This is a genomic window from Pseudomonas macauensis (assembly GCF_047902425.1).
GTDB lineage: Bacteria > Pseudomonadota > Gammaproteobacteria > Pseudomonadales > Pseudomonadaceae > Pseudomonas.
This window is the reverse complement of record NZ_CP138377.1, coordinates 995,062-1,018,581: the sequence shown is the minus strand read 5'-3', so window position 1 is coordinate 1,018,581 and position 23,520 is coordinate 995,062. Positions and strand designations below refer to the sequence as shown.

Annotated in this window: 19 protein-coding genes and 1 tRNA gene; 10 read left to right on the top strand and 10 right to left on the bottom strand. The window is 61.9% G+C overall.

Going from position 1 to position 23,520, the window contains the following annotated elements; translation table 11 throughout:
* Positions 1-131 precede the first annotated feature (131 nt).
* Positions 132-1,124 (top strand): catabolite repressor/activator, encoded by a 993-nt coding sequence (gene cra, locus SD196_RS04805; RefSeq protein ID WP_343575600.1) that lies wholly within the window; start codon positions 132-134, stop codon positions 1,122-1,124.
* A gap of 4 nt (positions 1,125-1,128) precedes the next feature.
* Positions 1,129-1,908: a TatD family hydrolase gene (locus tag SD196_RS04800; protein ID WP_343574893.1), complete on the top strand. Its 780-nt coding sequence runs from the start codon at positions 1,129-1,131 to the stop codon at positions 1,906-1,908.
* A gap of 341 nt (positions 1,909-2,249) precedes the next feature.
* Here the strand turns inward: SD196_RS04800 and SD196_RS04795 are convergent, their stop codons facing one another.
* The 4 genes from SD196_RS04795 to SD196_RS04780 all read right to left on the bottom strand — a co-directional run bounded on the left by SD196_RS04795 (position 2,250) and on the right by SD196_RS04780 (position 8,816).
* Positions 2,250-2,954: a methyl-accepting chemotaxis protein gene (locus SD196_RS04795; RefSeq protein WP_370601641.1), complete on the bottom strand. Its 705-nt coding sequence runs from the start codon at positions 2,952-2,954 to the stop codon at positions 2,250-2,252.
* Between the two features lie 1,917 nt (positions 2,955-4,871).
* Positions 4,872-5,708: a regulatory signaling modulator protein AmpE gene (gene ampE / locus SD196_RS04790; protein ID WP_275610283.1), complete on the bottom strand. Its 837-nt coding sequence runs from the start codon at positions 5,706-5,708 to the stop codon at positions 4,872-4,874.
* A complete protein-coding gene (gene ampD, locus SD196_RS04785) occupies positions 5,705-6,268 on the bottom strand; it encodes a 1,6-anhydro-N-acetylmuramyl-L-alanine amidase AmpD (RefSeq protein ID WP_343574898.1) in 564 nt (187 codons plus the stop codon). The genes ampE and ampD overlap by 4 nt, the downstream gene beginning before the upstream one ends.
* Positions 6,269-6,518: 250 nt before the next feature.
* A complete protein-coding gene (locus SD196_RS04780) occupies positions 6,519-8,816 on the bottom strand; it encodes a DUF1631 domain-containing protein (protein WP_416311103.1) in 2,298 nt (765 codons plus the stop codon).
* Positions 8,817-9,101: 285 nt separating this feature from the next.
* Between SD196_RS04780 and nadC the strand changes: the two genes are divergently transcribed.
* Both nadC and galE read left to right on the top strand, forming a co-directional pair.
* Positions 9,102-9,950 carry a carboxylating nicotinate-nucleotide diphosphorylase gene (gene nadC / locus SD196_RS04775; RefSeq protein ID WP_275610280.1) on the top strand — a complete coding sequence of 283 codons (849 nt, stop codon included), beginning with the start codon at positions 9,102-9,104 and terminating at the stop codon, positions 9,948-9,950.
* A 300-nt stretch (positions 9,951-10,250) separates the two neighbouring features.
* Positions 10,251-11,273: a UDP-glucose 4-epimerase GalE gene (gene galE, locus SD196_RS04770; RefSeq protein WP_416311102.1), complete on the top strand. Its 1,023-nt coding sequence runs from the start codon at positions 10,251-10,253 to the stop codon at positions 11,271-11,273.
* A 94-nt stretch (positions 11,274-11,367) separates the two neighbouring features.
* On the opposite strand, the gene SD196_RS04765 is transcribed toward galE, so the two are convergent.
* From SD196_RS04765 to SD196_RS04755, 3 genes are all read right to left on the bottom strand, one after another.
* On the bottom strand, positions 11,368-12,102 hold the full coding sequence (locus SD196_RS04765) for a hypothetical protein (RefSeq protein WP_343574910.1): 735 nt from the start codon (positions 12,100-12,102) through the stop codon (positions 11,368-11,370).
* A gap of 208 nt (positions 12,103-12,310) precedes the next feature.
* Entirely contained in the window at positions 12,311-12,490 is a 180-nt protein-coding gene (locus SD196_RS04760; protein WP_416311101.1) for a hypothetical protein, read from the bottom strand.
* A gap of 341 nt (positions 12,491-12,831) precedes the next feature.
* Positions 12,832-12,907 (bottom strand) — tRNA-Thr (locus tag SD196_RS04755).
* A 161-nt stretch (positions 12,908-13,068) separates the two neighbouring features.
* On the opposite strand from SD196_RS04755, the gene SD196_RS04750 reads away from it, so the two are divergent.
* The 6 genes from SD196_RS04750 to SD196_RS04725 all read left to right on the top strand — a co-directional run bounded on the left by SD196_RS04750 (position 13,069) and on the right by SD196_RS04725 (position 19,947).
* Entirely contained in the window at positions 13,069-14,376 is a 1,308-nt protein-coding gene (locus SD196_RS04750) for a nucleotide sugar dehydrogenase (protein WP_343574912.1), read from the top strand.
* 16 nt (positions 14,377-14,392) lie between these two features.
* Positions 14,393-15,571 (top strand): glycosyltransferase family 4 protein, encoded by a 1,179-nt coding sequence (locus tag SD196_RS04745; RefSeq protein ID WP_343574914.1) that lies wholly within the window; start codon positions 14,393-14,395, stop codon positions 15,569-15,571.
* Positions 15,568-16,833 (top strand): oligosaccharide flippase family protein, encoded by a 1,266-nt coding sequence (locus tag SD196_RS04740; protein WP_343574916.1) that lies wholly within the window; start codon positions 15,568-15,570, stop codon positions 16,831-16,833. The genes SD196_RS04745 and SD196_RS04740 overlap by 4 nt, the downstream gene beginning before the upstream one ends.
* A 15-nt stretch (positions 16,834-16,848) precedes the next feature.
* Positions 16,849-17,727, top strand: a complete 879-nt coding sequence (locus tag SD196_RS04735) for an FkbM family methyltransferase (RefSeq protein WP_416311100.1) — start codon at positions 16,849-16,851, stop codon at positions 17,725-17,727.
* A 1-nt stretch (position 17,728) separates the two neighbouring features.
* On the top strand, positions 17,729-18,850 hold the full coding sequence (locus SD196_RS04730) for a glycosyltransferase (protein ID WP_343574920.1): 1,122 nt from the start codon (positions 17,729-17,731) through the stop codon (positions 18,848-18,850).
* 122 nt (positions 18,851-18,972) lie between these two features.
* Complete coding sequence (locus SD196_RS04725) at positions 18,973-19,947, top strand: glycosyltransferase family 4 protein (RefSeq protein WP_416311099.1); 975 nt, start codon at positions 18,973-18,975, stop codon at positions 19,945-19,947.
* A gap of 18 nt (positions 19,948-19,965) precedes the next feature.
* Here the strand turns inward: SD196_RS04725 and SD196_RS04720 are convergent, their stop codons facing one another.
* The 3 genes from SD196_RS04720 to SD196_RS04710 form a co-directional block, all read right to left on the bottom strand.
* Complete coding sequence (locus SD196_RS04720; RefSeq protein WP_343574924.1) at positions 19,966-20,820, bottom strand: glycosyltransferase family 2 protein; 855 nt, start codon at positions 20,818-20,820, stop codon at positions 19,966-19,968.
* On the bottom strand, positions 20,817-22,796 hold the full coding sequence (locus tag SD196_RS04715) for a tetratricopeptide repeat protein (protein WP_343574926.1): 1,980 nt from the start codon (positions 22,794-22,796) through the stop codon (positions 20,817-20,819). Before SD196_RS04715 ends, SD196_RS04720 begins: the two co-directional genes overlap by 4 nt.
* A 70-nt stretch (positions 22,797-22,866) precedes the next feature.
* Complete coding sequence (locus tag SD196_RS04710) at positions 22,867-23,298, bottom strand: pilin (protein ID WP_343574929.1); 432 nt, start codon at positions 23,296-23,298, stop codon at positions 22,867-22,869.
* Between the last annotated feature and the right edge of the window lie 222 nt (positions 23,299-23,520).

The window sequence follows — 23,520 nt, the reverse complement described above, 5'->3', positions numbered from 1 at the left end:
CTTTCTCGACCGCCGGAGCGGTCTTCAGGCAATGGCCACGGGCAATGCTGAATCGTTTCACCTATTGAGACTGGAACGTTACTCGATAATGCGTGATCCTTGAAGCCCCCAATTGTCGGCAACCCATCGTGCTGAAACTCAGTGATATCGCCCGCCTGGCCGGTGTTTCGGTCACCACCGCCAGCTATGTGATCAACGGCAAGGCCGTGCAGCGCCGCATCAGCGCCGCCACGGTGGAGCGCGTGCGCGCGGTGATCGAAGAGCACGGCTACCACCCGGACCAGCAGGCCGCCAGCCTGCGCCGCGGCCAGACGCGCACCCTCGGCTTCGTCCTGCCGGACCTGGAAAACCCCAGCTACGCCAAGCTGGCCAAGCTGCTCGAACAGGGCGCCCGGGCCCGTGGCTACCAGCTGCTGATCGCCAGCTCCGACGACGAGCCGGACACCGAGCGCCAGGTACTCAATCTGTTCCGCGCAAGGCGTTGCGATGCGCTGATCGTCGCCAGCTGCCTGCCCGGCAACGACGACAGCCTGGCCCGCCTGCAGGGCATCGGCGTGCCGGTGATCGCAGTGGACCGCCAGCTCGATCCGCAGCGTTTCTGCTCGGTGGTCAGCGACGACCGCGAGGCCAGCCAGCGCCTTACGGCCAGCCTGCTCGACCCCGTACCGCAGAGCATCGCCCTGCTCGGCGCGCGTTCGGAGCTGATCATCAGCCAGGAGCGCGCGGCGGGCTTCCGCAGCGCGTTGCGCGAGTTCAAGGGGCAGGTCCTCGTCGAGCACGGCGAAACCTTCAGCCGAGCCTGTGGCCGCCAACTGATGGAAGAATTGCTGGCACGCCAGGGCCACTTGCCCGACGCGCTGATCACCACTTCCTACGTGCTGCTCGAAGGCGTGTTCGACGTACTCCAGGCGCTGCCCGACGGCTGGCCGGCGGGGCTGCGCATCGCCACCTTCGGCGATACGCAACTGCTGGACTTCGTCCCGCTGAAGGTCAACGCGATCTCCCAGCAGCACGCCTTGATCGCCGAGCGCGCCCTGGACCTGGCACTGGGCGCCATCGAGCAGAACAGCTACACCCCCGGCGTCCATCCGGTGGCGCGCACTCTGAAGCTACGCACGGAGTGAGGCCATGCAGCTGATCGACACCCACAACCATCTCGACTGCTCGGACTTCGCCGACGACCGTCAGGCGGTGCTTCAGCGCAGCCGGGAGCGCGGGGTGATCCGTCAGGTACTGCTGGGGGTATTCCGCGAGAACTGGGAAGACGTCTGGACGCTGGTCGAGCAGGAGCCCGACCTGTATGCCGCCCTCGGCCTGCATCCGATCTATCTGGCGCGCCACCGCCCCGAGCACCTGACGGCGCTGCGCGACTGGCTGGAGCGCCTGGCGGGCCACCCGAAGCTCTGCGCCGTGGGTGAAATCGGCCTGGACTACTACCTGGAAGACCTCGACCGCGACGGTCAGCAGGCAATCTTCGAGGAGCAACTGCGCACGGCCATCGATTTCGAACTGCCAGTACTGCTGCACGTACGCCGCTCCCACGCGGCGGTGATCGCCACCCTCAAGCGCTTCAAGCCCCGGCGCCAGGGCATCATCCATGCCTTCGCCGGCAGCCGCGAGGAGGCCCGCGAATACCTCAAACTGGGCTTTCGCCTGGGGCTGGGCGGCGCACCGACATGGCCGCAGGCCAACCGCCTGCGCAAGGTGGTGCCGGAGATTCCACTGGAATCCATCGTGCTGGAAACCGACTCTCCAGACATGGCGCCGGCCATGTACCCCGGCCAGCGCAACAGCCCCGAACATCTGCCGGAAATCTGCGCTGCTTTGGCCGAGCTCAAGGGCATCAGCCCGGAAGAACTGGCGAGCGCCAGCACGCGCAATGCGATGGAGTTGTTCGGCTGGAAGTGAGCCGACGGCTCTTTTGTAGGAGCGAGCTTGCTCGCCAACGGATTTACCGGATGAATTGGAGGCTGGGCGGTTCGCGAGCAAGCTCGCTCCTACAGTCGTTGCCCACCGTCAGACCTTCAGATCGGCCCCGTAGGATGAGTGGAGTGCGATACCCATCGATCCCGCGCGACCACTGGAAACCGTGGGGCGCCCGGCCAAGGCCAATCGGCGTATAACGCGGAGCGTTACACGCCCCACGCACGGCCCAGCATGGAGTGAATTCACCGACAACCCGGCATCCGCGAGATGGGGAAGCGTCCTTGCGCTCGCGCGGATACCGGGCTGCTGATGAAAACCCTTTCTCAGACCCGGAACGCGCCGATCAGGCGCTTGAGCTCGACCACCTGCCCGGTCAGCTCGCGGCTGGCGCGCTCGGTCTCGCTGGCGCCTTCGGCGGTACGCTCGCCGGCCTGGTTGATCTGCACGATGTTCTGGTCGATGTCATGGGCGACCGCCGTCTGCTGCTCGGCGGCGGCGGCGATCTGCTGGTTCTGGTCGACGATGGCGCCCACCGCCTGGAGGATGTTCTCCAGCGCCAGCTGCACCTGCTCCGACTGGCTCACGGTACCGTCGGCGGTGTGGTGGCTGCTGCCCATCGCCTTCACCGCCGCGCCGACGCCATTCTGCAGGCGAGCGATCATCTGCTCGATTTCCTCGGTGGACTGCTGGGTGCGCTTGGCCAGCGTCCGCACCTCGTCGGCCACCACCGCGAAGCCGCGGCCCTGCTCGCCGGCTCGCGCGGCTTCGATGGCGGCGTTGAGCGCCAGCAGGTTGGTCTGCTCGGCGATGCCCTTGATCACATCCAACACGCGGCTGATGGAGGCGCTGTCGGCCGCCAGCTGGTTGATCACCGCCACCGACTCGTCGATCTCGCCGGCCAAGCGCTGGATGCTGCCGACCTGCGACGCCACCAGGGCGCGCCCGCTGGCGGTCTCCTGATTGACGTTGTGCGCGCTGCCCACTGCCACGGCGGCGCTGCGTGCGACCTCCTGCGCAGTGGCTGCCATCTGGTTCATCGCCGTGGCAACCTGCTCGATCTGGTTACGCTGGCCGGTCACCGCCTGGTTGCTCTCGGCGGACACCGACTCGACCCGTACGGTCTGCCGCTCGACCTCGGCGACGGTGCGCCCGACCTGCTCGATGAGGTCATGAATCCTCGCCACCGTCTGGTTGAACGCCTGCCCCAGCTCGCCGAGTTCGTCGCGGCTCTGAGCATGGAAGGTGACCGTCATGTCGCCGGAGGCAACGCGCTCCATCATCTGCCCCAGGCTCTTGAGGGTGGTGCGGGTGGACACGTAGAAGCCGCTGTACAGGTAGCCGATGGCGAGGAACACCACCAGCAGCGCCACCACCAGCAACAGCATCTGCCGCTGCTTGCTGGCCAGGCGCTCCTGCAGCGCGTGATCGACGAAAGCCAGGACCTGGTCGTCGAGGCGGTAGGTCTTGTCCATCGCGCGGCTGACCTGGTCGTAGAAATCGGCCCAGGGGGTGTCGAGGGTGTCGGCCATCACCACCTTGTCCTCGAAGAGCTTGCCCTGGCTCTTCAGGGTCTCGCGGCTGGCCTCGGCATCGGCGGACAGCGCGGCCTGGGCGGCAGCGCTGCCACCCAGGGCGTCCTGCAGCTTCAGACCGTATTCGACGTGGAGTTTTTCCAGGTCCTGCAGCAGGTCATTGAAGCGCTCGCTGGAAGCCGAATTGAGGAAGCCCTGGCCCAACGCGCTGGAGCCGATGGTGCGGCCCACACTGAGGGTCTGGGTGATGTGTGGGGTGACGACGGTGATCAGCTCAGCGAGCTGGCGCACGTCGCGGGCGTCGTCCTGGCTCAGCCCGCCATGGGACAGCAGCAGCTTGTTGAAGACCTGTGCCTGGTTGACCATGCGTGCCGCCGTGGCCGCCTTGCTCTGCAGCGAGCCTTCGCTCTCCACGCTCTTGAGGGAGCTGAGCAGTTCATCGCGCCGGGTGTTGAACTCGGCGACCTGCTCGGCATCCTGGGTGACCGGCTGCAGCGCGGCGATCTGCGCCAGCAATTCCTTGTGCACCTTGCTGACGCGCCCATCGATGCCGCTGCCCTTGCTGGACTGGCCGAGCACGCTGTTGATCTGCAGGAGGTCGTTATAGGCTTCGACGTTGCGGCGGATCTGCTGGCCATCGCCGATCAGCTGCAGGCTTTGAAGTTCGGCGCGGGTGCTGACGAACTGGCGATAGGAATCGCGCACCAGGTAGAAGTTGGTGATCAGCATCGGCAGGAAAAACAGCACGCTGATCAGGCTGAACTTCATGCCGAAGCTCAGGCGGTTCATCAGCGCGATGGCCGGATAGAGCACAGTCCTCACAAAGACGTCTCCTGTTCCCGTTATTGTTATGTCGCTTGTCGGGGATGGCAGGCGCGCACCTGAGCTGATGCACGCCGCACGCGCGCTCGCCGGAACGGCTCGTGATGAACATCACAGACCGGATCGGCGCGCACAGGCTTCTGTGTACCTGATATCGGCAGGGAGTTCTGTAACTTAAGGTTAAAATGCCATCACCGGACCAACGGCAGCGCGGCCGGCATCAGGCACTTACAGCAGCTCTGCTTATCCGACGAAGCTGAGCCGAACCTGTAGGAACGAAGGGGACGCCAGTCCTTGCTCGCGAATGGAATTGCCGGGCAGCTAAGGGCTGTGCGGTTCGCGAGCAAGCTCGCTCCTACAGTCGTGCCGACGCGCAGCATCTCGTAGGATGGGTGGAGCGGAGCGATACCCATGCTGTCGATGCGTGCAATTGATGGGTTTCGCTTCGCTCTACTCCATCCTACAAGGCCGCAAAAGACAGTGGTTCCTACACAAGAAGAAGCCCGTCAGCCAACGCCTTAACTGACTGGCATTGGCTTCAGGCCTGTTTTTAACGCAGTCATGCCGACGCGCGGCAGATCGGAGACAGGCTTACAGCAGCAGGGTCCAGATGGCGAACACGGCGTACCAGAGCACTGCCGAGCGCACCAGCAACTGCCAGAGCGCATCCAGGCTGGCGACGCCCTTGGCACCCAACCCGCCTTCATTGAAATCCTCAGCCACGTAGCCGGCCCGCGCCAGCAGCCGGGCAGCGGGCACGTCCCAGGCCAGCAGGTCATGCAGCAGGCTGCCGCTGACGGCGACGAAGTTGCCCACCAGGGCGAAACTCAGCACCAGCGCCCGCGCCGGCAGCCAGTCGAAGGCATGGCGTAGCTGGACGGCGCGCTCGCGCAGCTCCGCGTGCCGCCCCTGCTCCGCCGCGATGGCCAGCAGGCGGTAGGTCAGTGCCGCCACCGGGCCCAGCAAGGCGTACCAGAAGATCACCGCGAAGAATGCCTGATAGGCCTGCCACACCAGCGTGCCCTGCACCTGCGCCAGCAGCTCGTCGTCGTTGTCGGCCTGCACGCCGAGGTCGCGCTCGGCGACGTGGTAGGCGCCCTGGGCATCCTCGCGGCGCCAGGCATCGCGGAAGGGGCCGATGGCCCGTAGGATGTCGCCGCGCCCCAGGCTCCAGACCACCACCAGCAGGTGCACCGGCAAAGCCAGCAGCCCATAGGCGACGGGCTCCAGCAGGGTCAGCAGCAGGGCGAGCAGCAGCAAGGGCGGCAACACGGCGACCAGCAGTCCGAGCCAAGGTTTCGCCAGCAGCGACGGGACACTGCCCACTGTCTCCAGCCAGCCAAGCCACAAGCTGTCGCGCTGCAACCGCGCGCGCCAGGCGGAAAGCTTCTCGACCGCCAGCACCAGCAACAACACCAGGAAACTCATATCGACTCCTTTGCACCGATGGCGGCGAAATAGCGCGCCCAGTCAAACGCCTCGCCCGGGTCGGTCTTGCGCTCGGGGGCGATGTCGCAATGCCCCTGGATGCGCGCCGGGGTGATGGCCGGATAGCTGGCCATCAGTTGCCGGGTCAGTTCCGCCAGGACCTCGTACTGGCGATCGCTATACGGATCGCAGTCGGTCCCTTCCAGTTCGATGCCGATGGAAAAATCATTGCAGTTCTCGCGCCCGTCGAAGCGCGACACGCCGGCATGCCAGGCCCGCTCGTTGCACGACACGAACTGGAACAGCGAACCGTCGCGCTCGATGAGGAAGTGCGCGGAAACGGTCATGGCGGCGATGCTGGCGAAATAGGGATGCTCGTCGGCATCGAGACGGTTCTGGAAGAATTCCTGAACCTTGCAAGTGCCGAACTGGCCCGGCGGCAGGCTGATGTTGTGGATCACCAGCAACGACACCACCTCGCCGTCGGGGCGGGCGTTGAAGTTCGGCGAGGGGCAATGCTGGGCGCCTTGGCACCAGCCGGTAAGGGGATCGAGCTGCATGGGGGCTCCTTGGCAGAACCCCACTCTAAAGCAGCGGCACGGGGAAATGAACTCGCCAGCTCAACCCCGCAGGCTCAGACCCCTCTGGAGGATATGCCCAGCGACGAACTTGAGTGTCTTTTGTAGGAGCGAGCTTGCTCGCGAACCTGCAAGGCACGGTGCTATACCGCTCGCGAGCAAGCTCGCTCCTACAAGAGCAGCCCGCCCTATGGGTGGCATTGCAACCGTGCGGCAGGTCGTAGGCAGGTTCTCAGGCGTTCTTCAGGCGGCGCAGATTGCCGATCACCGACTCCAGGGCGCGGTCGAACAGCAGAGCGTCGTCCAGCAGGCGCACGGCATTGCGATGGAACTCCAGGGCCAGGCCCATGCGGGTCTTCTCCAGCACCTTCATGCCGGTACGGTTGACGAAGATGTAGCGGCAGCTCGGACGGATCACCGCCGCCAGCTTGCAGCGCAGCTTGTGCTCTTCGTCTTCCTGGATCTCCACCCAACTGCCGACCCGCAGATCGTCGACCCGGCGCAGCGACTCGTCGTCATCGGCGAGCACTTGTTCGGACTCCTCCGCCCGGACTTCGTCAGGCGTAGCGAGGACGATTTCCGCGACCACCGCCACCATCGCCGGCTGCAGCGCGGCCGAGGTGACCTCCGCCGTGGCTTCCAGCGGCTCGTCGAGCAGCGGCAAATCGTCGTCCAGAGCGGCCGCCCTGCGCTCTTCGGCCTGCTTGTAGCGTTGGAAGGCCTGCACGTGCAGCCCTTCCAGACGGCTGAAGAATTCCCCGGTGGAGAACGGATCGAAGGCGGCGGAAGCCAGCCCCTCACGCAGCGACTTGAGCAGCTGCGGGACCATCTCCAACAGGCGCAGGCGCGAATCCGGATCCTCGTGGGGCTCCACGCTCCAGATCAGGTCGTCCATGGTGGCCAGCGCGGACTCCCACTCGGTGGAGGCCGTGCCGTGCTTGAGGCAGGTCAGCAGCAGCACCTTGCTCCAGGCTTCCTGCAACAGACGCACCACCACTTCCGGCAGGGTGCGGCCCAGCAGACGCTCATTGAGTACCTGTTCCACGTCCTGGCGCGCCAGCTCGGCGCGGGCGCGGCCTTCCTCGGCATCGCGGGTGCGCTGTTCGAGCAGGTCGCTGCGGCGGCGCTCGTCGCCCGTGAACGCGATGAACTCGTCGAGCAGCTCGGAGAAGATCGCCGGGTCGTCGACGAAGTCGTTCAACAGGCGCATCACCACCTGCTCGATCTTCTGGTACAGGTAGTCGCGCTGGCCGTCGGTCTGCTCGGCCCAGCCCAGGGCCGCCGAAGCGATCTCGTTGAGCAGGCGGCGCGCCGGGTGGCTGCCACGGCTGAAGAAGGTCTTGTCGAGCACCGCGACCTTGAGCATCGGAATCTGCATGCGGCCGATCAGGGCCTTCAGCGAGTCCGGCAGGGTGCGGTCATCGAGAATGAATTCGAAGAGCATGGAGACGAGGTTGATGACGTCCTCGTCGACCTGGCCAACCACACGGGAACGGCCGCTCTTGGAGCTGACGCGGGTCAGCAGGTGATCCAGGTGCTGACGGACATCGATCTCATCGATGGTCTGCGCCGGCAAGTGCGACTGCAGGTGGGAAAGCAGGCGCATCAGGTCGTTGCTGGTGATCGGCACCGCGTCGGCGGGCACTGCGCGGCTCGGCGCGATGGTGCTGCCGCGCACCTGCGAGAGCAGGTCCTGCAAGGCCGCGAAAGCCGCCTGGGACTCGCTATCCAGGTACTGCGTGCCGGTCTGCTCCACCGCGCCAGCCACCGGCGCCGCGCTAGCAGCCTGGCTGGGGGCGCTCCGCTGCGGCGGACGGCGCAGCGGCACGTTCTTGAGTTCCGGCAGCACGCCGAGGGCGATCAGCGTCTGATTGGCCTCGGCATACAGCTGCTCGGCCTCGGCCAGCACATACTTGTCGAATAGCTTGAGGATGATCAGCTTGACCTTGATCTCGACGCCCAGCCCCTGACATGCCTCGAGGAACGCCTCGCTCAGCAGGCGCGGCCCCAGCGGGTTGGTCTTGTCCTCGACCTTCTTGCTGACCAGCTTGTTGAGGCGGGTCGTGAGGTGCCCCAGCGCCACACCATCGCGGCTCATGACCTTGCCGACCATGGCATCCAGCGCCACAGCCTCCTCCAGCTCATCGTTCTGGACCAGGCTGAGATTGTCGTAGGAGACGGACTCCAACGGCGACGACCTGCCGATCTCGTATTGACCGAGACTGGCGAATTGCTCGAAGACTTTCTGCAGGAAGCCGCGTTCGATGCTCTTGCGCTTGAGGCGCAGGTCGCGCATGGCTTCGAAATAGGCGCTCTGCTCGGTGTTGTTGGAGGCGCGATCCGCCATCTCGAACAGGGTATCGTCGGCGTTGTCGAACAGCGCCTGCATGGCCTGACGCAGCTGGATGGCGACTTTGTCGCGCACACTGACCAGCGCCGCCGGCAAACGCCCGGCGAACGAATTCGGCGACTGTTCGGAAGCTGCCGGCTTGTTCAGCGGCACTACGTTCGCGTTCGCATCCTTCTGCATCACACGTCTCCTGCCGTCAGCCCTGGCGGGGCTGGCTGGCGGTACCAACAGTCATCGAAGCGTTGTCCTTAACGTCAAATTAGTGGCGTCAAAAAGCAGGGCTGTTCGAGTCCATTATAGGGAAGCTTCTTGAACAACCAAGAGTCATTTCTCGCAAACTTGAAGAAATTCACGCCGATTCCGCTGCCGTTTGTCTGACAGATGATCGGCCAGAGCCAAACGCCAATCGATACCCGCAAGAGCCCGCCGCCCGTATAATCCCGCCACTGCGAACAGGAGCCCTCCATGCCGAACCTCACCCTCGCCGAGCTTTCCGGGGAAATCCAGGCCAACGTGCGCGCCGCCCTGGCCGAAGACGTGGGCAGCGGCGACATCACCGCCCAGCTGATCCCCGCCGAGCGCAACGCCGCCGCACGCATCATCACCCGCGAGAACGCCACCGTGGCCGGCAGCGCCTGGGTCGACGAGGTCTTCCGCCAGGTTGACCCGCGCGTCCAGGTGAAGTGGCAGGTCAAGGACGGCGAGCGAGTCAGCGCCGACCAGACCCTGTTCACCCTCGAAGGCCCGGCCCGCGCCCTGCTCACCGGCGAGCGCAGCGCCCTGAACTTCCTCCAGCTGCTTTCCGGCACCGCCACCCGCGCGCGCCACTACGCCGACCTGGTCGACGGCACCGGCGTGAAGCTGCTCGACACCCGCAAGACCCTGCCCGGCCTGCGCCTGGCGCAGAAGTACGCGATCACCTGCGGCGGCTGCCACAACCACCGCATCGGCCTGTACGACGCCTTCCTGATCAAGGAAAACCACATCGCCGCCTGCGGCGGAATCGCCCAGGCCATCACCGAGGCCCACCGCATCGCCCCGGGCAAGCCGGTGGAGATCGAAGTGGAAGACCTCGCCGAACTACGCCAGGCCCTGGACGCCGGCGCCGACATCATCATGCTCGACGAGCTGAGCCTGGATGACATGCGCACCGCCGTCGCTCTCACGGCCGGTCGCGCCAAGCTGGAAGCCTCCGGCGGCATCACCGAGGCGACCCTGCGCACCGTCGCCGAGACCGGTGTGGACTACATCTCCATCGGCACCCTGACCAAGGATGTGAAGGCTCTGGACCTGTCGATGCGCTTGAGCCTGTAAGAACCTGCTCACGCCCTGCTGCGCGTCGGTACGACTGCGCTGGAAAGGCCTTTGCGCTTTTCTGTAGGAGCGAGCTTGCTCGCGAACGCTTTCCAGGTGACCTCGGCGCTTGGGCGGTCCGCGAGCAAGGACTAGGCGTCCCCCTCGCTCCTACACAGAGAAAGAGCCGTCACCTTCGGCGATCCCCGCCCAATCGCCAAGTTGCCAAATCGATCACGCCGCCCTGCATAGGGTCGGTTCGACCGCCTCTGAGAGAATTCGAGGACGGCCGAATCGGCACAGGGAAGCATTGGCGAGATCATGACGAGAAAGGTTCTGTTGACTGGGGGCTGTGGCTACATCGGCTCCCACATCTGCATGGAGCTGATCAAGCAGGGCTTCACCCCCGTGATCCTGGACAACCTCTGCAACAGCTCCACCATCCCTCTACGGCGGATCGAGCAGCTCACCGGGCAGCCCATTCCCTTCATCGAAGGCGACATCCGCTGCGAAGCCACGCTCGATGGGCTCTTCAGCCAGCACGCGATCGAGGCGACCATCCATCTCGCCGGCCTGAAGTCCGTTGCCGAATCGGTCGCCAAGCCGATCACCTACTACCAGAACAACTTCGCCGGCACCCTGCCGCTGTGCGAGGTCATGCAGCGCCACGGTGTAAAGCGCTTCATCTATAGCTCCTCCGCCACGGTCTACGGGCTCACCGCGCAAAGCCCTATCCGCGAGGACGCCCCCACGGCACCGGCCAGCCCCTATGGCCAGTCGAAACTGATGGCGGAGATCGCGCTACGCGACATCGCCCACGCCGACCCGCAATGGAAAATCGCCATCCTGCGCTACTTCAATCCGGTCGGCGCCCACGCCAGCGGACAGATCGGCGAACACCCCAATGGCGTCCCCAACAACCTGATGCCCTACGTCTCCCAAGTGGCGACCGGCAGACGGCCCTTCATCCAGGTATTCGGCAGCGACTACCCGACACCCGACGGCACCGGCGTGCGCGACTACCTGCACGTCTGCGACCTCGCCGACGCCCACCTCTGCGCCCTGCGCTGGCTGGACGGCGCCCAAGGCATCCGCACCTTCAACCTCGGTACCGGACGCGGCTATAGCGTGCTGGAAATCATCGACGCCTATGAAAAGGCCTGCGGCCATCCGCTACCCCGGCAATTCCTCGATCGCCGTCCGGGCGACGTGGCGAGCTACCACGCCGACCCCGGCCTGGCCGTCGACGAACTGCACTGGCGCGCCACCCGCGACATAGAAGACATGTGCCGCGACGCCTGGAACTGGCAGAGCCACAATCCCAACGGCTATGTCGAAGACTGATCTCCTCGTAGGAGCCTCCTTGGGAATTCATCCCAAGGAGCTGCTCACAAGCAAGGGCTGGGCGCCCTTTGTTCCTACAAATGGCTTTCGGCGGTCAGCGCGTGGCTACATCATTGAACTTGACGACTTGCTCATAATTACCAAGGCCGCTGAGCACAAGCTTGACCGAGGAAATGGTGCTCAGGTCATTACGGGTCGGCTGGAAGATCAGAGTGACCTTGGTCGTGAGGTTGCGCACGAGCTCGATGGAGCCATATTTCAACTCCGTATTGCCCACCAGGGTCTTTTCCAGACGCAGGTTATTGCCGTCCTGCTCGAATACCGCGCTCACACCCCGCACATTGATCTCGCGATCCTTGTTGGTACTGGTGAACTCGAATACACACGAGGGGGTTTGTGCGACGAAGTTGCAGCCGCTGAGGTTGATGCGCACGTTATCGACCATCTCCATACGCTTGCCGAGCAGAGTCGGGCTGTCGTTCTCGATGATGCGATCCTGCTCCCGGGCAAACTCGAAAGAAGGTTTGGCATATTCCATGCCGATCACGAAGAAGCCGGCAGACAGGCAGGCCGCCAGCACCAGATTGACGATGCGACGCAGGAAGGTGGGCAGGCGCCAGGTCATGATCGAGAGCAATACGGCCCCCATGAAAACGAAGGCGGCAAAGAAGGACAGGAAGTTCTTCCAGTTGACCACGCCCAGACCGAACACGGTCGGGTCGGGAAACACGTAAGTGATGACGGCCCAGCAAAGCCCGATTACGGTGGACAAGGCGCCTGTCAGCCAGGCCAGTAGTTTTGCAGGGGTGTTTTGGAGAGTGGCGTCCATATCTACTTCTTTCAGGTTCCAATGGTTGGTATTACGTTGTCGTTATGGGTGTTGCTCGCTAGCTCGGGCAAGACGCCTAACGTCGCGCCCCCACTACCCAGGCAGCGCAGTACCAGGCCAGAATGAAAGATCGGCCTTGTTGTCATCGATGCGCAGGGTATGTAGCCGGCGGGTGATACCGTGCTCCAGCAGAGTCTCGCGGCAGAGTTTATAGGGTCGGCGTGGTCTGCTTGACTGTCGAGCCCAATGCCGACGTGGCTGGCCGAGAGGCTTCGCCGAACTGGCGCAGCTCGATCAGGGCGGTACCGGAATCGTTGGCGAAAACGCGCCCGGCCATGCTTGCACGCAGGAAGAAGACCAGATCGCTCCTTAGGGGGCTCTCAGTCACCCTCCATCCCCTGAAAATCGTGCCCAGCCATCCCAGACCAGCGCCCCGAGATGGCATGATGCCATACCGAGAATACCGAGGGATATACGATGGCAGCTCTATCCCTAGGGAACTGCACCGAACACCTGTTCGTGAGCATGGACCAGCCCACTCGGTTCCATAGGTACGGCGCGCGTTCTTTCTCTTTGCAGGAACGAGCTTGCTCGCGAACGCCAGTGTGGCGCCGAATCCGGCCGGGCCCGACGCAGAGCGGCCTATGCCTATGGACTGGCCATGCCCCCCCGGCGATAGTCCACACCAGAAATGAAAAAGGCCCGCATCACTGCGGGCCTTTACTTTTCTGGTGCCGGTAAGAGGAATCGAACCCCCGACCTTCTCATTACGAATGAGCTGCTCTACCGACTGAGCTACACCGGCGGCGGGCGTAAGCTACCATCCCACTCCCGTCTAGGCAATTGCCTCTCCCATGCCTGGGTGGACGAGAGCTCAATCACATATTGTCCTACGCGAGTCTCAGAGAATTCCCACGACAGGGAAAACTCGCCAGAATGGCCAGACTCTTTTTACTGGGCATTTCCATGAGCGCACTGGACCAGCTTCGCAAGAAGATCTCTGAAGGGACAGCCGTCATAGGCATCTATGGCCTTGGGTACGTAGGGCTTCCCCTGGCCTTGCGCTTCGCCGAAGCGGGCATCAAGGTCATCGGCTTCGACGTCGATGACAATAAGGTCCAGGCACTCAACTCCGGCCGGAGTTACATCGAGCGCCTGGGCGACGATCTGATTGCCGCGGCACTGGAAGCAGGGTTCCAGGCCACCGGCGATTTTGCCCATAGCACTGACGCGGACGTCCTTATCATCTGCGTTCCCACCCCGCTCAATACCCACCACGAGCCCGACCTCAGCTTCGTCATCAACACCACCGAAGCGATTCTGCCGTACTTCCGCGAGGGCCAGTTGCTGAGCCTGGAAAGCACCACTTGGCCCGGCACCACCGAGGAGGAGCTGGCGCCACGCCTGGCACAACGCGGCTTCGTACCAGGACAGAACTGCGCACTGGTGTTCTCGCCCGAGCGCGAAGACCCGGGCAACGCCCATTACGATACACGCACCATCCCCAAGGTGATCGGAGGCATGACCGCCGTCTGCCTGGAGCTCGGCCAGGCGATCTATGCGCGGGCGATCAATACCCTGGTGCCGGTCAGCAGCCCTCGGGCCGCCGAAATGACCAAACTGCTGGAGAACATCCACCGCGCGGTCAATATCGGTCTGGTCAACGAGATGAAGATCGTCTCGGACAAGATGGGTATCGACATTCACGAAGTGATCCGCGCGGCGGCGACCAAGCCCTTCGGCTTCGTCCCCTATACACCAGGCCCCGGCCTGGGCGGCCACTGCATCCCGATCGACCCGTTCTACCTGACCTGGAAGGCCAAGGAGTATGGTGTCAATACGCGCTTCATCGAGCTGGCGGGCGAGATCAACCACTACATGCCCCACTGGGTGGTCGAAAAAGTCGCGGACGCGCTCAACGCCCAACGCAAGGCCGTGAACGGCAGCCGCATACTGATTCTCGGCCTGGCCTATAAGAAGAACATCGACGATACCCGTGAATCGCCCGCGGTAGAAATCATGGCGTTACTGGAACAGCGCGGCGCGGTAGTGCAGTACTCCGACCCCCACGTGCCCCGCTTCCCGCGCAAGCGCGACTACAGTTTCGAGCTGGAGTCCATTCCCCTGACACCGGATCAGGTGTCGGGCTTCGACTGCATCGTGCTGGCGACCGACCACGACGCCTTCGACTACAAGCTGCTGCTCGAACATGCTCGCCTTCTGGTCGATACCCGCGGCCGCCTGGACAAGCGCGCCAACGTCATCAGCGCATGAGGGCATCTGAACGCCAATGTCACGGATCCTGCTGATCACCCGAAACCTTCCTCCGCTGCTGGGCGGGATGGAACGTCTCAACTGGCACCTGATCGACGAACTGCGCCGCGCTAATGATGTTCAGGTGATTGGACCAGACGATGCCGCGAGCCTGGCTCCTGCCGGCGTCACATTCCAACCTGTCCCGCTGCGCCCCACCTGGCGCTTCCTGATCCAGGCCATGCTGGCTGCCGTACAGACCGCCCGACGCTGGCGCCCCCATGCGGTGCTGGCTGGAAGCGGTCTGACAGCTCCCATCGCCCTGCTTGCCGCCCGCCTGTGCGGTGCCCGCGCCGTGGTCTATATCCATGGACTGGACATCACTACCCGCCACCCGCTGTACCGGGCGCTCTGGTTACCGGCCATTCGCGGCATGGACGCAGTCATCTGCAACAGCCATTCGACGTGGAACTTCGCGCTTGAGGCCGGCGTCAAGGAGGAACGCTTGGCGCTGGTCTACCCAGGCGCGAAAACCCCCATCCCACAACGGCCGCCAGAGGTTCTGGCGGCGTTCCGTGCCAAACACGGCCTGGCCGAGCGCCCTGTGTTGCTTTCCGTTGGCCGCCTGACATCCCGCAAGGGCCTGCTGGAATTCGTACAACAGGGCCTACCCAAGGTGGTGGCCCAACGTCCTGACACCGTGCTGGTGATCGTCGGCGACGCTCCGAAGGACGCCTTGCACGCTCACGCCCATGCCCAGACACGCGAGAGCATCCTCGAAGCGGCGCAACACGCCGGCATCGGTGATGCGGTGCGCTTCATCGGTGCGATCACCGACCTTGATGAACTCTGCACCGCCTATCAGGCGGCCGACGTCCATGTCTTCCCGGTACGCAGCATTCCGGGAGATACGGAAGGCTTCGGCATGGTCGCGATTGAGGCTGCAGTCAACGCACTACCCACCGTCGCGTTCGCCACCGGAGGAATCGTCGACGCGGTGGCTGACGGAGTATCGGGATACCTGGTGCCCCCCCATGACTACACCGAACTGGCAAGTCGGATAGTGCAAGTGCTGGAAAAACCTGGCGCGTTGCGCACAGGCTGCCGTGAGCATGGGCAGAAGTTTTCCTGGGAGAGGTTTGGCACAAAGATTCGCGATGTGCTGATTCCCGGCTCAAGCACAGCCTTCGTTGCGGATGTGAATCAAGCGCCGTGAAGACCAGGAAGAGCGGCTACCACCCCGGACGGCTTGCACACTCTGCATTGATCACGCTGTTCTGGCAGGTTGTCAGGATCGGTCTGCTGGCAGCCTGGATGATCGTGACAGCTCGCCTGCTCGGGCCAGATGGATACGGCACTTACAGCGGCCTAGCCAGCCTGGCAATTACCCTCGGAGCCTTCACCGGACTGGGTTTGGGATTCGTCATGTACCAGGGCACAGTCCACAAGCCCGAAGCGTTCAGCCAATATTGGACTAACACGCTTCTGGCTGCCTTTGCCACCGGGCTGGCCATCTCTCTGCTATTTCTGGGGATCGGCAAGCTTCTCGCACCAATCACCAGCACCACCACACTATTGGCAATTGGTATCTCCGAAACTCTACTGTTTCCGATGATCACCACATCGGCCTTTGCCTTCTCCGCCCATGAGCGATTGGGGTGGGCCACGATGCTCCCGGCAATGACGGCATTATTTCGATTGGGAGGGAATGCCGCGTTCTTTTATGTCGCCCCCACTCACAGTGTCGAGCAATATGTCTGGTTCCATGCCGCAGCTACTTTCCTCTCTGCCCTCTTCGCCCTGACCCTTATCCACAAGCGCCTGAGGCCAGAGATTATCCAGCCCAGCATAGAGCCGAGGCAGTGGATTGACGGGATTGGCTTCACTTTCAGTTGGTCCGGCAGCAACGCTCTGACGTCCCTGGACAAGACATTCACACTGAAATTCGGCGGAGCTGAATTGGCGGGTATCTACAGCCTCGCCTACCGCTTCGTAACTCTGGCGACGCAGCCCATCGATGCCCTGGTTACGGCTGCCATGCCGCGACTATTCGCACAAGGCGCCGAACCCGCGAAGCACCCGCGATTGTTGGGCGTGCTGTTGACGGTTATCGCCATATATGGAGTTGTAGCGGGAGTGCTTGTCTGGGAAGCAGCTGCAGTCATCCCGTTACTGCTTGGCGAAAATTACACGCCCGCCGTTGCCACAATCCAGGTGCTGGCTCTGATCATTCCGTTTTATGGAGTCAGAGTAGCCATTGGCAATACCTTGCTGGGACGTCGTCAAAAGAAGATCAAGGCAATGGTGGAGTTCACCGCCATCCCGCTGATGGGAGTTCTGATGCTCATTCTATTGCCACGTTACGGTATCGCAGGCGCCGCCTACGCCTGCATTTCGGTCGAGGTGTTTCTGGCAGTGGCAAGCCTGCTGGCATTGTTCGCGCTACGCCGCGCTGCTTGGCCCGCCCCCAAACTCTGACAGGATCGTTTTCTGATGAATCCCTCCTTCTTATCTCACATCAGGAGCCTCGCCCAACGATTTCCGGTTGGAAGAAACTCCATGCTATTGCCACGACTCATGCGCAGTTTGTTCAGACATGCCAGGGGCCAGGCCAACATCAACGACTTCGATGGCAATCTGCACATGCGCCTGGATCTTTCCGAGCATATGCAACGAAGGATCTTCTGGATCGGTTACTACAATCGGGAAATCGTCGCCCTGCTCAACCGTCTAATAACGCCGGGAATGGTGATTATCGACATTGGTGCCAACATCGGAGAAATCACACTGGTGGCGGCCAATCGAACGACTTCCGCCGGTCGAGTCATAGCATTCGAGCCTATGAAGAGCATTGCTGACCAGTTGGAAGAAAATATCGTAAAGAATGCCCTCCCCTGGGCAACCGCCGTGCGTCTCGGGATCTCTGACCAGATGGGGGAAGCCCATATCTATGAGTCAGCCGGCGATTGCCAAAGTAACGAACTCAATCGTGGACTCGGTACGCTCTACCCTATCCAAGCGGGAGCCCGCCCCTCGCAGACGATCTCTCTCACGACCCTGGATCGCTATATCGAAGAACATCCTGTCGAGCGGCTGGATATCATCAAGATTGATATCGAAGGAGCCGAACTGGCGTGCCTCAAAGGCGCCACGACGGTACTCAACCAATATAGACCCATGATCATTATTGAAATCCAGTCTGAAACTGCAGCCAATGCGGGGTACGAGCAATCCGAGATACTGAGATTCCTGTCTGGTATAGGGTACGGATTCCAGCGCATTGGAGCCAACGGGGTGCTGGAACACATCGATCAAGACTCTCTGCGCGATTATCAGAACGTGCTCTGCATTCACTCTCAAGCAGAAACCTGAGATGAAAGTCTGGGTGCTGATGGGCAATTTCAGAAACGGCGGCCTCGAACAAGTCCAAGCGCGCCTCATCGACTATCTGACCCGACACGGCATTGATGCGACATTGGTTGCCAGGCGCCTCGAGCGCTCTCCGCAGAGCATGGCCGCCGCCCCTATCAAAACCTTCGAACTCCGGGGCAGTTCGCTGCTCCAGTTTGTTGCATCCGTCTTCAGGGCCCTGAAGCAACACCGCCCAACCCACATCATCACCTGCGCCAATGACATTTCCTGCCTGACCGTGGCGCTCAAGTTACTGTTCTTCCGCAGAACGTCAGTCATTATCACGCAGCACCTCACCATCTCCCCGGAAATCGCCGAGGCTCATGGCATGCGCCGCCTGAAGCTCTCCGCCGTCAGGCTGGCCATGCGCTTTTTGTACGCCAGGGCCAATGCAATCGTTGCAGTCTCGCACGGCGTTGCACAGGACCTCTCGCAACAAACGGCAATTCCCCTGCACAGAATCTCCGTCGTCCATAACCCGATCATCGATGACGCGACCGAGGAGCGGGTATTGGCGCCCCTGCCTGCGAATTTCCCCTGGGCCAGCAACGACCTGCCCATCATCGTTTTCGCCGGGAGGCTCGAGCCCGTCAAACGACTGGACATCGTGCTGGATGCCTTCGCAGAGATAAGGCGCCAGAGCGACGCCAGACTACTGGTGTTGGGAGACGGCTCCCTGATGCCCTCACTCAAGCAACAGGCCTGCCGCCTGGGGCTGAGCGATGATGTGCTCTTTCTTGGCTACTGCGACAACATTCTGCCTCTGCTCAAGCGATCCACTGTTCTGGTGCTTGCATCGGACTATGAGGGCTTTGGTAACGTGCTGGTCGAAGCCATGGCAAGCGGCATCCAGGTGATCTCCACCGACTGCCCGAGCGGCCCGGCAGAGATCCTGGAAAACGGCCGCTACGGTCAGTTGATCCCAACCAACTCCCCTGCGGCCTTGAGCCTCGCCCTGATGAAAACCCTCTATGGCGAGTTTCACGTGCCCGCGGCAGAGCTGATAGCTCGCGCAGAGCACTTCTCCGTCAGTCGCGCGGGACAAGCCTATCTGAACGTTCTGCAGGGCGAAGGCAAGCGATGAGAATTCTCGTACTGAGCAAACGGCAGTACACGGGCCAAGACCTGCTGGACGATCACTACGGGCGCCTATACGAGATACCCGAGCATCTCGCGCGTCTAGGGCACGAGGTTTCCGGACTGACCATGAGCTACCGCAAGCGCTCCGAGGGTCGCTTTCAGGACGGGCAAGTATCCTGGCAATCCTTCAACGGGACACCCCTAGGCCGGGGCATGCTTGAACACCTGAAGCGCGTTCGCCAGGAAATCGCACGTTTCCGACCAGACGTCGTTTGGGCCAGCTCGGACATGTGGCATGGCATTGCTTGTAGCCGTGTCTGTAGCGAGCTGAAGGTTCCCTTCGTCATCGACCTTTACGATAACTACGAGAGCTTCCTGCTTTCTCGCATTCCCGGCACCTTGCCTCTCTTCAAGCGCGCATGCCGACGAGCCACGGGCATCACTGCCATCAGCGAGCAGCTCTCCCACCGCCTGAAAGTCAGCTATGAAATCCCCGCCGACAGGATTCTGAACCTCGGTAACGCCACTAACGGCCAGCAGTTCTTTCGCCTCGACAAGGACATGGCAAGGTCTGCACTGGGGCTGCCCAGGGACAGCATCCTTGTCGGTACTGCCGGTGCACTCGGGCGGGGCCGAGGAACCGAGGTTATCCTGAAAGCACACCCCTTGCTGCGCGAGCAATTGCCCAGCCTGGAGATCGTTCTGGCCGGACCGATGGACGCCAGCCTGAAAGCCTCAAGCCAGGACGGCGTTCACTACCTCGGCGTATTGCCCCCCCATGAAGTACCAAACTTCTACAACGCGATGGACGTTTCGCTCATCTGCAATCGCCCATCGGCCTTCGGCACCTATTGCTACCCGCAGAAGTTGAACGAGATTCTCGCGTGCAATACGCGACTCCTGGCTGCAGACGTCGGTGAAATGTCACATTTGCTGGCCAGACACCCACAGCACCTGTTCACCGCCGAAAGCGAAAAAAGCCTGGCAGACAAGATACTCAGGCTGCTCGACCAAGCTACGGAGCCCCCACTGCCCCCGGTTTTCTGGGAGCAACGAGCACAGGAACTCTCGAAGTTTCTTCAGCAGCGCCTGGAGCGCTAGCGGGTAAACCCCGCCAGGCTATTCCGCCGTATCCTTGTACATCAGAGCGGTAATCTGCTCGGAAATAAGCCCCATCAGGAACACCATCACTCCCGCCGTGTAGAGCAAGGCGCTCATGTTGGTGAAACGGCCGAAGCTGAAATAGGTGTAGCTGTACCAGGCTGACGCCGCGGCGATGGCCAGCATGGCGATCGGTGCAAAGAGCTTCAACGGCGAATACAACGTACCAATTTTGAAGATGATCAGCAGGAAACGCAGGCCATCCTTCAGGGGCTTGATGTGGCTCTTGCCAATGCGCTTGGCGGCGTGGATGGGCACATACGCGACGGAATAGCCGGCCCGGAAGAAAGCCATGGTGCTGGTGGTGGGATAGGAGAAACCATTGGGCAACAGGTAGAGGAACTCCCGGAACTTCGCGGCACGCACAGCACGAAATCCCGATGTGAGATCCTCTACCGGATGCCCTGTCATGTAGCTCGCCAAGCGATTGTAGAAGCCGTTGGCAAGGCCTCTGCCGACGCTGGCCTGCGACCCTCTCTGGCGAGCGCCAACCACCAAATCGTAGCCCTTATTCAGCTCGGCCAACAGCACCTGAATATCCTGCGGATCATGCTGGCCGTCGGCGTCCATGAAGACGATGACGTCCCCCCTGGCCGCACGGGCGCCCGATTTGATCGCGGCTCCATTGCCCTTGGAATACGGGTGAGTCACGACCCGCGCGCCAGCAGCCTCGGCAACGGCGGCAGTATCATCGCTGGAGCCATCGTTCACCACGATAACCTCCGCCTCCGGATGCAGGGAGAAGATCTCGCTGACAGTGGAACCAACCGCAGCGGCCTCGTTTTTTGCAGGAAGAACAACACTGAGCTTCATTTGGCTACCTTGATCGCTCCAGCCTCGGAGCCTGGCTGGGAAAGATCCCCCGAAGGCTGTTGGGCCGTCGAATGGGACGTGCTTTCCATTAGCACAGTCCTAAGTCTGTGGATTTCCGAATCGTACACCACTACCGAGCGCCTCAGCGTCCTGACCGGCTGCAGCCGGTAGATCGCTTCCGCGCGATCCAGAAGCTGCAGTGCCTGCCTTGGATAGCCGGCCGCTGCCATTTCCGCCACCATCGACAACGCTGCATCGGTTTCCGAGTACAGGTCCATGGCCTTGAGATAGTCGGTCAGTGCATGGCCCGGCTCCCCCATCGCCACGTACAGTTGGGCGTTCAGGTAGGGAATGATGCGAATGAACAGCGGGACATTCTTGTAGTGCTGATTCGCCTGGGCCTTGGCCAGAAGCCCCTGCATCCACTGTCGATACTCCGGCTTACCCTTCAGCGCAATCACAAAGTCATTGAGCGTACGTAGCCCCATCACCGCCTGGGCATCGAATGGCTGTGTCGCCAACCGGTCTCCGGTTACGCGGAAATCCTCGGCTGTGGCTGTGGAAACATAGACCTTCTGCACAAGCAATCGGATGGTGAGCAGTGAACTGTCGGGCAAGCGCCGTGCCGCCTGCTCGATGAGGTGGTTTGCCTCATCGGCACGCCCCTGTTCGATCAGGTAGGCCGCCAGGCTGTTCTGTGCGCGCGGCGAGTCGGGCGTGGATTGAGCCCAGTAGAGCTCAAGGCGCTTCGAGTCGGACCAGAGCGTCGAACGCTGCCAGGTCAGCATCGCCAGAAACGCAATGAGGATACCGGCGATGAGCACCACAACGCTCAGGCTGATGCGATCCGAGAGCCAGACCAGGGCCGCCGCCAGCGGCAGAAACAGAAATAGCGCCGACAGATAGTTGCGGTGTTCGAAATACAGCTCTAGGCCGATCACGCTCGACTCGACCAGATGCCCCGCCAGGAAGAATAGTACGGCCACCGAAAACAGCGGAAAGCGCCTGCGGACCAGGACTGCGCCGAGCAACAGGGCCAATAGTCCAAGAAGGGCAGGTAGCGTGGTGATTGGACTGAGCCACCCCGTCGACTTCGGATAGCCGTCCTGAAATAGGCCGCGCCCCTCGATCTGCGGCACGTACAGCGAGGACAGATACTCCCACAGGATGCGCCCTTCACTGAGCAGGCGCTCGGACTGGTTGAAGGGACGGGTCACCCAGGCTGAGTTTGTCCAGTCGATGTAGTAGATGAGCGCCGCCACCACCGCCAGCGACGGTAACCAGATGAAGAGGAGCGACCATTGCCAGACCGGTCTCGTGCCCTTAACTGGGCGGCAGAACTCGATGACCAGCAGCAACAGCGGCAACAGGACGCCATTTTCCTTGCTGAAGGTCGCGAGCAACGTCCCCAGACCAACGGAAGACGACATGAGGACATAACTGGCGAAGGGGCGCTCGTTAAGCAGCAGGCGCCCCTTCAGGTAACCGATGATACCCAGCAGCGAAAAGAACGCCGCCAACTGGGCCATGCGCTGCACGATATACAGCGTTGTGGAAACGAAATAGGGATGCAGCACCCAGAGCGCGGTGGATAGCAGCGCCATCCAGAGCGCCTTGCGCTCATCGATCGTGTAGAAACGCAGAAGCAGCAGTGTCGCCCAGAACAGTGAAAGGCCGCAGGCGATATGAATCAGCAGATTGGTCGGTTTGAAATAAGCCGCCTGGCTCGGCCAGGTATTGTCGTTGAGCAGAAAACTCAGCAGTGAAACAGGGCGCCCTGCCGGGCCGGAACTTCCATTGAAGACGAAAGCCCTGAGCGTCTCCCAATTGACCACACCACCATAACTACCCAGTTCTTCCAGGTTGGGATAATCATCGAACAGAAATCCCCCATGCAGGCCTGGCATATAGACAAAGCCGGCTAGACACATCAGCAGGGCAAGACAGGCGATCGGAAGGATTGTTGTTCTGGTCATCAGGAAACTACGTTACACCATAGAAAACTGCCCGCAGATGCGGGCAGTTTTTGAAGCGACCAGCCGTAGATTAGCGGCAGTTGGTCGGGTAGAACTTGGCATCGGCAGCAGAAGAGCCGGGCTTGCACTTCCACTCGATCGAACCGGCGTGGGTGATCGGGCTCAGAGTCAGAGTCTTGCTCTCGAGGCCGGCGACTACACCGGTGGACTTCATGGTAGCGGTGATCACACCGCTTGCCGCAGCAACACTGGCCACGTACTTGCCGGTGATGTCGGTACTAGCCGCCAGACCAGCGGACCCGTTGTTCAGGGGGAAGTGACCGTTGTTGGAATAGAACTCGGAAATGGAGGACTTGCCGCCGCTAGCCAGAGTCATGGCTTCGGACATCTGCGAGCGCCCCATGTAGTCCTGGTAGGCCGGCAGCGCGATGGCGGCCAGGATACCGATGATGGCGACCACGATCATCAGTTCGATCAGGGTAAAGCCTTTTTGAGCTTTCATTATTCTCTCCAGAATTGTATTAGAGGTCGGAGGACCTATTTCCTCCTGAAGCAGAAAGCATGCCAATGGCTTTGTAAGCAGTTTCCTTACCCTTCAAGCGCATTTTCGAATTTGATCGCGCGAATTTACGCAAGAAGTGACATTTTTTGACAATAGCGACTGCCGAATTTGGCACCTTGCAGCATCTGCGTTATAAGGCAACGACCTCCTCCCTTTCCGAAC